Here is a 9,283-nt window from a genome sequence, read left to right as displayed (position 1 = left end):
CCGGGTACTGGCAACATCTCCATCAACAACCGCTCCCTGGAAAACTTCTTCGGCCGCGAAACTGCCCGCATGGTAGTTCGTCAGCCGCTGGAACTGACCGAGACTGTTGAGAAATTCGACATCTACGTTACCGTTCTCGGTGGCGGTGTAAGTGGTCAAGCTGGCGCAATCCGCCACGGTATCACTCGCGCTCTGATGGACTACGACGAGACTCTGCGTAGCGCTCTGCGTAAAGCAGGCTACGTAACTCGCGATGCTCGTGAAGTTGAACGTAAGAAAGTCGGTCTGCGTAAAGCGCGTAAGCGTCCGCAGTACTCGAAGCGTTAATTCGCAGCTTCGTTCAAAAAAGCCCAGCCTCCTCACGGAGCTGGGCTTTTTTTATGGGCGCCAAAAAGTTGCTGTGACAACGTGCCACATCCGCCAACTGCCTGCGCTGCAAGGGCTGCAGCCTGTCGCTCCCGGTAATTACCTTGTTTTAGTGGGGTCTTTTCATTACCATTCGGCAAAATTTTTATAAAGATTAGTTTGCTACTTACTAGATGCCTGATTTAACAGGCCGCAAAGCTGATGGGAGAGGACGGAATGAGCAAAGTCGACGTTAATGTCGGTCGGCGTCGCTTCCTCGTGGCAGCCACATCCGTGGTGGGTGCTGCAGGAGCGGTGGGGGCGGCGGTCCCGTTCGTGGGGTCGTGGTTCCCCAGTGCCAAGGCAAAGGCCGCTGGCGCACCGGTCAAGGTGAATATTGCAAAGGTCGAGCCAGGTCAGCAGATGATTGCTGAATGGCGTGGGCAGCCAGTGTTCATTGTTCGTCGCACCGAGGAGATCCTGGCAAACCTGAAGAAGGTTGAAGGGCAGCTTGCTGATCCTGATTCCAAGCAGTCGGAACAGCCTACCTACGTGGACCCCGAGCTGCGCTCCATCAAGCCGGAAATCCTGCTGCTGATCGGAATCTGCACTCATTTGGGTTGCTCGCCGACTTTCCGCCCTGAAGTAGCGCCTGTAGACCTGGGCAAGGACTGGGTAGGTGGCTATTTCTGCCCTTGTCATGGTTCGCACTACGACATGGCTGGCCGAGTTTACAAGTCTCAACCTGCTCCACTGAACCTGCCAGTACCGCCTTATTATTATGAGACGGACAGCATTGTTGTCGTTGGCCTCGATGGGGAGAGCGCGTAATGAGCAAGTTCATGGATTGGATTGATGCCCGTTTCCCTGCCACTAAAATGTGGGAAGACCATCTCAGTAAGTATTACGCCCCGAAGAACTTCAACTTCTTCTATTTCTTTGGCTCGCTCGCCTTGCTGGTTCTGGTTAACCAGATCGTAACGGGCGTGTGGCTGACCATGAGCTACACACCTTCGGCGGAAGAGGCGTTTGCTTCTGTCGAATACATCATGCGTGACGTTGAGTACGGTTCCATTTTGCGTTACTTGCACTCAACAGGTGCTTCGGCATTCTTCGTGGTGGTGTACCTGCACATGTTCCGTGGCCTGCTGTACGGCTCCTACCAGAAGCCCCGCGAGCTGGTCTGGTTGTTCGGCATGATGATTTACCTGGCCTTGATGGCTGAAGCCTTTATGGGTTATTTGCTGCCTTGGGGGCAAATGTCGTACTGGGGCGCTCAGGTGATCATTTCGCTGTTCGGTGCGATTCCTGTGATCGGGAACGACCTGACGCAGTGGATCCGTGGTGACTACCTGATTTCCGGTATTACCCTGAACCGCTTCTTTGCCCTGCACGTAGTGGCGCTGCCTATCGTGATCCTGGGTCTGGTTGTGCTGCATATTCTGGCCTTGCACGAAGTCGGGTCCAACAACCCGGACGGCGTGGACATCAAGAAGTACAAGGACGAAAACGGCATCCCGCTCGATGGCATCCCTTTCCATCCGTACTACACGGTGAAAGACATTGTCGGCGTTGTAGTCTTCCTGTTCATCTTCTGCTCGATCGTGTTCTTCTTCCCGGAAATGGGTGGCTACTTCCTGGAAAAACCGAACTTCGAGCAGGCAAACGCCTTCAAGACACCTGAGCATATTGCCCCTGTCTGGTACTTCACGCCGTTCTACGCGATCTTGCGTGCGATCCCTGACAAGTTGATGGGGGTTATCGCGATGGGTGCTGCGATTGCCGTGTTGTTCGTGTTGCCATGGCTTGACCGAAGCCCGGTGAAATCCATGCGCTACAAAGGCTGGATGAGCAAAATCTGGCTGTGGGTGTTCTGCATTTCCTTCGTGATTCTGGGCGTTTTGGGTGTTCTGGCACCGACCCCGGAGCGCACGTTGCTGTCGCAGGTGTGTACTTTCCTGTACTTCGCCTACTTCATTCTGATGCCGTTCTACACCAGGCTTGAGAAGACCAAACCGGTTCCGGAAAGGGTGACTGGCTGATGAAAAAGCTATTTGCTGTATTGATGCTTGCTGTGATGCCCGCGTTAGCCTTTGCTGCAGATCACGCGCCACAGCTCGAAAAAATCGATATTGACGTCTCTGACAAAGCGGCCTTGCAGGACGGTGCGCGCACCTTCGGCAACTATTGCATGGGATGTCACAGTGCCAAGTTCCAGCGTTACGAGCGCGTAGCGGATGACCTGGGTATTCCCCATGACGTCATGCTCGATAACCTGGTGTTCACGGGTGCCAAGATTGGCGACCACATGAACATTGGCATGCAGGCCGATGATGCCAAGGCCTGGTTCGGTGCGGCACCGCCAGACTTGACGCTGGTGGCGCGCGTGCGGGGCACTGACTGGTTGTATGGCTACTTGCGTTCGTTCTACGAGGACCCTTCACGGCCTTGGGGTGTGAACAACACCGTCTTCCCTAACGTCGGCATGCCGAACGTTCTGGAGTCGCTGCAAGGTCGTCAGGTGATAGGTTGCAAGCAAGTACAGATCGTAGAAAACGGTAAGAAGCAGTATGATCCGCTTACTGGCACGCCTTTGACACATGAAGCGTGCGACCAGCTGACAGTACTGCCCAACACCGGCACGCTGACTGAAGAGCAGTTCGATGAGAAGGTCAAGAATCTTGTGACCTTCCTGGCCTATTCGGCTAACCCGGTGAAGCTGGAGCATCAGCGCATCGGTACTTACGTGCTGCTCTATCTGGCTTTCTTTTTCGTATTCGCTTACCTGCTCAAGCGCGAATACTGGAAAGACGTGCACTGATAATCGTTACACGCATAGCTGTTAATCGTGCGCGCCCAAGGGTGTCTCTAAAAAGGTAACACGCCAGGATGACTGGCAGAGAAGGTCCAAGGACCTTCTCTGTGGCTATTCTGTGTTACTGGAGACGTTCTTGGGCGCGCTTGTTTTTCTGCTCCAGATAATTTCAACAAGCGAGGAGGACCGCCATGGGCGTGACCAATCGGTTGGCCTGTTACTCCGACCCCGCCGACCACTATTCTCATCGAGTACGTATGGTACTTGCGGAGAAGGGTGTCAGCGCCGAGATCATCAGTGTGGAGGCGGGCCGTCAGCCGTCGAAACTGATCGAAGTGAACCCTTACGGCACTCTGCCAACCCTGATCGATCGTGATTTGGCGTTGTGGGAATCGACGGTGGTGATGGAATACCTGGATGAGCGATACCCTCATCCGCCCCTGTTACCGGTCTACCCGGTTGCGCGAGCCAATAGCCGGCTGCTTATCCACCGCATTCAGCGCGATTGGTGCGGGCTGGTGGATTTGATCCTGGATACTCGGACCAAAGAGCCTGCACGTGCACTGGCGCGCAAAGAGTTGCGTGAAAGCCTGACGGGTGTGTCTGCATTATTTGCCGACAAAGCTTTTTTCCTGAGCGACGAGCTAAGTCTGGTCGACTGCTGCCTATTGCCGATACTCTGGCGTCTGCCCATTTTGGGTATTGAATTGCCGCAGCCGGCCAAGCCGCTGCTTGACTATATGGTGCGCCAGTTTGCGCGTGAGGCTTTCCAGGCAAGTTTGTCTGCTGCCGAACGCGATATGCGCTAAGGCTTTAGGAGCCCTTGATGAATTCAAGCCGACCTTATCTGGTGCGTGCGCTCTATGAGTGGATTGTTGATAACGATTGCACTCCGCACATGCTGGTTAACTCTGAATACCCTAAGGTGCAAGTGCCTGAGGGTTTTGCCAGTGACGGGCAGATTGTCCTGAATATTTCCCCCAGCGCCGTGCGCCATTTGCACATGGACAATGAAGCGGTCAGTTTTGAAGGGCGTTTTGGGGGGGTGCCACACACATTGTTCGTGCCTGTTCCGGCAATTCTGGGGGTTTATGCCCGCGAGAATGGCCAGGGCATGGTGTTTGACCTCGAAGAGCCTCTTGAAGGCGATGATGAGGTTGGGCCGGACGATGATGGGCCGCCACCAGGTACTGAGCCGCCACCAGGTACTGAGCCGCCAAGACCTTCGGGGCGGCCAAGCCTGAAAGTGGTGAAGTAAAAAAAAGGCGACCCCCAAGGGTCGCCTTTTTTTGTACTTGACGGCTGGGTGTGGTCAGTCGATGTACTCAAACAGTTTCACGATTTTTTGTACGCCCGAAACACCTTGCACCAGGCTGGTGGCGCGCGCGGCTTCTTGCTTGGTCACCAAGCCAAGCATGTAAACGATGCCGTTCTCGGTCACGATTTTGATGCGTGAACCAGGGATCGCGCTGTCTGTCAGCATTTGAGCTTTGATCTTGGTGGTCAGCCAGGCGTCGTTGTTGCGCGCAAGGATTGATGACGGTGCCATGACCTGCAGTTCGTTGTTGACCTTTTTCACGCGCTGGACGGCGGCGGCTGCCTGTTCGGCCTGGGCCTTGAGGTCGGCGCGGGGCGTTTGCCCGGCCAGTAACACGATGCCGTTGTAGCTGGTGACAACGATGTGCGAGCCGGAGTCCAGGTCTGGGTTGGCTTTGGCGACGTTCACGGCCACTTTGGTTTCGATCAGGGAGTCATCGATCTTGCTGCCGAAGGTGCGGGTACCGCGATCATCTTCAATAGGGGTGTCGCGGGTGGCTGTCAGCACCGAACTGCAGCCGCTGGTCAGGCCGAGGCACAAGGTGAGTGCCACGAGGCTAAGGCGATTAAAAGTCATTCTTCACTCCCGAACAGTTGGCTGTCGATCAGATCGCACAGGCAGTGGATCGACAGCAGGTGGACTTCTTGGATGCGCGCGGTGATTGAGGAGGGGACGCGGATTTCTACGTCTTCAGGCAGCAGCAGTGAGGCCATCCCCCCGCCATCGCGGCCAGTCATGGCCACGACGATCATTTCGCGATCATGCGCTGCTTGAATCGCTTGAATGATATTGGCTGAGTTACCGCTGGTCGAAATAGCCAGCAGCACATCGCCCGGTTGGCCAAGTGCGCGGATCTGCTTGGAAAAAATCTCGTTGAAGCTGTAATCGTTTGCGATCGAGGTGATGGTTGAACTGTCGGTGGTCAGTGCAATGGCAGGCAGGCTTGGGCGCTCTCGTTCAAAGCGATTGAGCAACTCGGATGAAAAGTGCTGGGCATCGCCCGCTGATCCACCATTGCCGCACGAAAGCATTTTGCCTTCATTGAGCAGTGCATTGACCATTACTTGGCTGGCTTGCTCGATGTGAGGGGCAAGCACTTCCATCGCCTGCTGCTTGGTGTCGATGCTGGCTTGAAAAAGCTGGCGAATCCGGGATTGCATGTCCATCTATGTGACCTTAATTAGGGCGGCTGGTCGGGTGTGCTTCAGGATCCCTGAATGACTTCCCGGCACAAAAATGTGCAGCCCGCAAAGCAAAGCAAAATCGTTTAATGAAGGGTGTTGGAGTCAGCCTGTCAGTGCATTAGCTGTCAAAGGCGTTCCGTAGCCAGTTCAAGTGAGGTGTTGCGCTGTCCAGGGCTACAACATCGAATCGGCATGGGTGGTTCGCCCAGTGTGATTCACGTTGTAAAAAGTACTGCGCTGCAAGTATCAGCTTTTGGCGCTTGCGTGCATCAATACTGGCCAGTGCGCCACCGCATTGCGCATGTTGTCTGTAGCGAACTTCAACAAATACTACTGTATCGCCGTCCAGCATGACCAGATCCAGCTCGCCGCGCTTGCACAGCCAATTCTTGGCCAGCAAGCGCAAGCCGTGTTGCTCAAGATGCCGTAGCGCCGAGCGCTCGGCAGCTTTGCCAGTTTCCTGGCGTGAGCGTTCAGCCATCAGTTGGGCGTGTCCGGGAGGCGTTGAACCTGGCCATTCACGAACTCCGCCCACGGCAGTTGGCGTTCGACATGTTGTGTCGGGCTCATGCTGAGACTGCCTGACACGCCATCTATGCGGCTATCGGGCAAGGCTTTCAATTGACCCAGGCGTGGCGTCAGGTGGAACGCATCAATCCCCATGGCGTACAGGCGGCCCAAGCTGCCGCCAGCTTGCGGCCATTGCGCAGCGACTTGTTGGCGAAGGGGGTTGGCCGTGTCGAGCAACCAAGGTGTTTCGCAAAAGCGGATACCGCTCATGTCCTTGTACTGGTTCTGATCGCCGCTGGCGCTGAAAACGTGGGAGGTTGCATACACCGGCAGGTCGCCTGCGTACTGATAGGTCAACGTCGGTTTGATCTGCTGGGCTTGCTGGGGGGTTGCGGCCAGGAAGATGAACTCCATGTCCTGGCGGCGCGAGGGTTGCCCCGGGCTTGCACTGCTGGCGTTGCGCAGTTGCACCAAATCAGCCACTTGCTGAGCCAGGGCTACCGGTTTGTCGATGTATTCGATGCCGACGATGCTGCCGCCATGGGCAACCCATTCTTGGCGAAATGCATTGAGCACGCGCTCGCCCCATTCGCCTTTGGGAACCATGGCACCTGCACGCGTCAGGCCGTCTGCACGAGCACGACGGGCCACTTCGCGGGCTTCGTCTTCTGCTGCCAGGCCAAACTGAAAGAGCTGAGAAGGGCCTTGAGCGCTGTCGCTGTAGTTAAGGGCGAGCGTGGTGATTGGCAACTGCGAACGGGCGTTGAGTTGTTTGACCAGGTTCTTTTCCAGCGGGCCGACCACTAACTGCACGCCATCGGCTTGCGCCTGGCGGTAGAAATCGTCCAGAGAAGTCAGGCGCGAGCTGTCATAAAACTGGATGCTCGGCGGGTTTTGCCCGGATTGTTGGGCCTGGTAGTAGGCAGCCATGAAGCCATCGCGCAGTGCTTTGCTGACCGAGGCCAGTTGCCCGCTTTGGGGAAGCAGCAAGGCAATTTTGTTCAAAGGCTGGCTGGCCAGTTCCTTGAGTTTGATCAGAGGGCTGGGCAGTTGGATAGCTGCCGGGTGGGCAGGGTTTTGAGCGCGCCACTGGTCGATGGCGTTTTGTTGATCCTGCACGGTCCCTGCGCTCTTGACGGCCAGAGCCAAGGACATCCAGCCACCCAGCAGGTCATTGTTGGCAGCCTGCAGTTGATCGTTGGGCAATGCTGCAACCAGTGTCCAGATAGCTTCGTTGTTGTTGTAGGCGGCGTCGCCGGTCAAATCAGGAATCATTGCTGCGCGTTCGCGAGCTGCGGCCAGCGTCTGGCCGTCTGCTTCAAACGCAGTGGCGTGCACGGTGTGGCCGCGCACTTGCAAGTCGGTGGGCATTTCACCGAGGCGTGCCAGGCTTGGGTGATTCAGGGCGTTCAATGCGGCTTTGGGGTCATTGCGGCTCATGGCCAGTTCAGCAGCCAGAATGCTGGCCAAGGCCTGTTGCGCGGGCTTGAGCTGATCCAGGGGGACCTGAGCCAGGATCTGCGCTGCGCGGTCGGTAGCGCGTTGGCGCATGGCCAGGTCAGCAGCGGACAGGCGCAGCAAGGCGGCTTTTTGCGCATTGTTACTCTCGTTTGCCTGTTGCAGCAGCTGTTCAAGGCTGGCATCGGGAGTTCGTGGGAGTTCGCCAAGGCTGGATGAGGGCGAGCTGGCGCAGGCACCCAGCAAGGCAGCGAGGCAAAGGGCAGTGAACAGCCGCAGGCAAGCGATCATGTAGTGTTCCTGATACTCGATCAAATAGGTGGCGGAGTGTACCCAAGCGCTGGCCGGGGCGCGATGTTACTGGTGATAAACCCTAAATTTAGATGAGTTATGCGCATTGCGGCGGAGAAAGTTTTCCTGAAAGCGTTTTGTGGTGCGTCTGAAGGTGCGTTCAGGAGGGTGCTACGCGTTACAATGCGTTCTTTGACTCTTTTGAGGTGTGCGCTTTGACTGTTCCAGGGGCTTTGAATTCCGTTGCCGGCTCGCTTTTTGTGGTGGCGACTCCCATCGGTAACCTGGATGACATCAGTGCGCGTGCGCTCAAAGTGTTGCGAGAGGTCTCGCTGATCGCGGCCGAAGACACGCGTCATTCCCTGCGTTTGCTGCAACATTTCGGCATTTCGACGCCGCTGGGTGCTTGTCACGAACATAACGAGCGCGATGAAGGCAGCCGCTTTATTCAGCGTTTGCTGGCCGGTGAGGATGTTGCGTTGATCTCCGATGCCGGGACGCCGTTGATTTCCGATCCGGGCTATCACCTTGTACGTCAGGCGAGAGCGGCAGGGGTCAGGGTGATACCGGTGCCGGGAGCCTGTGCGTTGATCGCTGCCTTGTCGGCGGCCGGTTTGCCTTCGGACCGCTTTATCTTTGAAGGCTTCCTGCCGGCCAAGGCGGTCGGGCGTCGCTCGCGACTGGAGCTGCTGAAGGAAGAATCGCGTACGCTGATCTTTTACGAAGCGCCTCATCGTATTCTGGAGTGCCTGCAGGATCTGGAGTTGGTTTTTGGCCCGGAGCGCCCGGCTTTGTTGGCGCGTGAGCTAACTAAAACCTTTGAGACACTTAAAGGTTTGCCGTTATCCGAGTTGCGAGCGTTTGTAGAAAGTGACAGTAATCAGCAGCGCGGGGAGTGTGTTGTGCTGGTTGCAGGTTGGACGGCACCGGAAACAGAAGGCGCAGTTAGCAGCGAAGCCATGCGCATCCTTGATTTGTTGCTTAAAGAAATGCCACTCAAGCGTGCGGCGGCTCTCGCCGCTGAAATAACCGGCGAGCGCAAAAACGTGTTGTACCAAGTGGCACTTGAAAAGCAGAAAGTTGATTAACTGCTCGGGTGACTGATAGCACTTTGCTACTTATTTGTTATTCAAACCTGTAGCCAAAGGCCATGTGACAGATAAATCTAAGGTGGATCGGGCTTTTAGCGCTTGTTCTATACGCTCTGTACAGTTAACCTTTGCGGCGGAGAGTCGATTGGACAGTCGCTGCCCTCTATGAAAATTAGGGGGGGGAGGAAAGTCCGGGCTCCATAGGGCGAAGTGCCAGGTAATGCCTGGGAGGCGTGAGCCTACGGAAAGTGCCACAGAAAATAACCGCCTA

11 protein-coding genes and 1 other RNA gene are annotated in these 9,283 nt (G+C 56.1%); 8 read left to right on the top strand and 4 right to left on the bottom strand.

The genetic code is table 11. The features are described from left to right. The 6 genes from rpsI to Q1W15_RS11025 all read left to right on the top strand — a co-directional run. The coding region (gene rpsI, locus Q1W15_RS11050; RefSeq protein ID WP_300727796.1) for a 30S ribosomal protein S9 at positions 1 to 327 on the top strand (327 nt) is incomplete at its 5' end. 255 nt (positions 328 to 582) lie between these two features. Further along, positions 583 to 1,176, top strand: coding sequence for a ubiquinol-cytochrome c reductase iron-sulfur subunit (gene petA, locus Q1W15_RS11045; protein WP_300727793.1), 594 nt, complete (start codon positions 583 to 585; stop codon positions 1,174 to 1,176). Next, a complete protein-coding gene (locus tag Q1W15_RS11040) occupies positions 1,176 to 2,387 on the top strand; it encodes a cytochrome bc complex cytochrome b subunit (protein WP_300727790.1) in 1,212 nt (403 codons plus the stop codon). The genes petA and Q1W15_RS11040 overlap by 1 nt, the downstream gene beginning before the upstream one ends. Beyond that, positions 2,387 to 3,166: a cytochrome c1 gene (locus Q1W15_RS11035; protein WP_300727787.1), complete on the top strand. Its 780-nt coding sequence runs from the start codon at positions 2,387 to 2,389 to the stop codon at positions 3,164 to 3,166. Before Q1W15_RS11040 ends, Q1W15_RS11035 begins: the two co-directional genes overlap by 1 nt. Before the next feature lie 185 nt (positions 3,167 to 3,351). Then, positions 3,352 to 3,969: a glutathione S-transferase N-terminal domain-containing protein gene (locus tag Q1W15_RS11030; RefSeq protein ID WP_300727784.1), complete on the top strand. Its 618-nt coding sequence runs from the start codon at positions 3,352 to 3,354 to the stop codon at positions 3,967 to 3,969. 17 nt (positions 3,970 to 3,986) lie between these two features. Beyond that, the gene (locus Q1W15_RS11025; RefSeq protein ID WP_300727781.1) at positions 3,987 to 4,418 is read left to right on the top strand and encodes a ClpXP protease specificity-enhancing factor; all 432 of its coding nucleotides are present in this window, start codon (positions 3,987 to 3,989) and stop codon (positions 4,416 to 4,418) included. 54 nt (positions 4,419 to 4,472) lie between these two features. Here Q1W15_RS11025 and Q1W15_RS11020 read toward each other — a convergent pair whose 3' ends face one another. From Q1W15_RS11020 to Q1W15_RS11005, 4 genes are all read right to left on the bottom strand, one after another. Next, positions 4,473 to 5,054: a BON domain-containing protein gene (locus Q1W15_RS11020; protein ID WP_300727779.1), complete on the bottom strand. Its 582-nt coding sequence runs from the start codon at positions 5,052 to 5,054 to the stop codon at positions 4,473 to 4,475. Then, positions 5,051 to 5,644 carry a phosphoheptose isomerase gene (locus tag Q1W15_RS11015; RefSeq protein ID WP_300727776.1) on the bottom strand — a complete coding sequence of 198 codons (594 nt, stop codon included), beginning with the start codon at positions 5,642 to 5,644 and terminating at the stop codon, positions 5,051 to 5,053. Before Q1W15_RS11015 ends, Q1W15_RS11020 begins: the two co-directional genes overlap by 4 nt. 136 nt (positions 5,645 to 5,780) lie before the next feature. Then, positions 5,781 to 6,143: a YraN family protein gene (locus tag Q1W15_RS11010; protein WP_300727773.1), complete on the bottom strand. Its 363-nt coding sequence runs from the start codon at positions 6,141 to 6,143 to the stop codon at positions 5,781 to 5,783. Continuing rightward, the gene (locus Q1W15_RS11005; RefSeq protein ID WP_300727770.1) at positions 6,143 to 7,921 is read right to left on the bottom strand and encodes a penicillin-binding protein activator; all 1,779 of its coding nucleotides are present in this window, start codon (positions 7,919 to 7,921) and stop codon (positions 6,143 to 6,145) included. Before Q1W15_RS11005 ends, Q1W15_RS11010 begins: the two co-directional genes overlap by 1 nt. A gap of 233 nt (positions 7,922 to 8,154) precedes the next feature. Here Q1W15_RS11005 and rsmI point away from each other — a divergent pair, with 233 nt between their 5' ends. Both rsmI and rnpB read left to right on the top strand, forming a co-directional pair. After that, complete coding sequence (gene rsmI / locus Q1W15_RS11000) at positions 8,155 to 9,009, top strand: 16S rRNA (cytidine(1402)-2'-O)-methyltransferase (RefSeq protein ID WP_300727799.1); 855 nt, start codon at positions 8,155 to 8,157, stop codon at positions 9,007 to 9,009. Positions 9,010 to 9,149: 140 nt separating this feature from the next. After that, positions 9,150 to 9,283: RNase P RNA component class A (rnpB, locus tag Q1W15_RS10995), an RNA gene on the top strand; the annotation flags it as partial.

Source organism: Pseudomonas sp. (assembly GCF_030150285.1).
Lineage (GTDB): Bacteria > Pseudomonadota > Gammaproteobacteria > Pseudomonadales > Pseudomonadaceae > Aquipseudomonas.
Note: the sequence above shows the minus strand (reverse complement) of the source record. Positions and strands in the feature narration are given on the sequence as shown.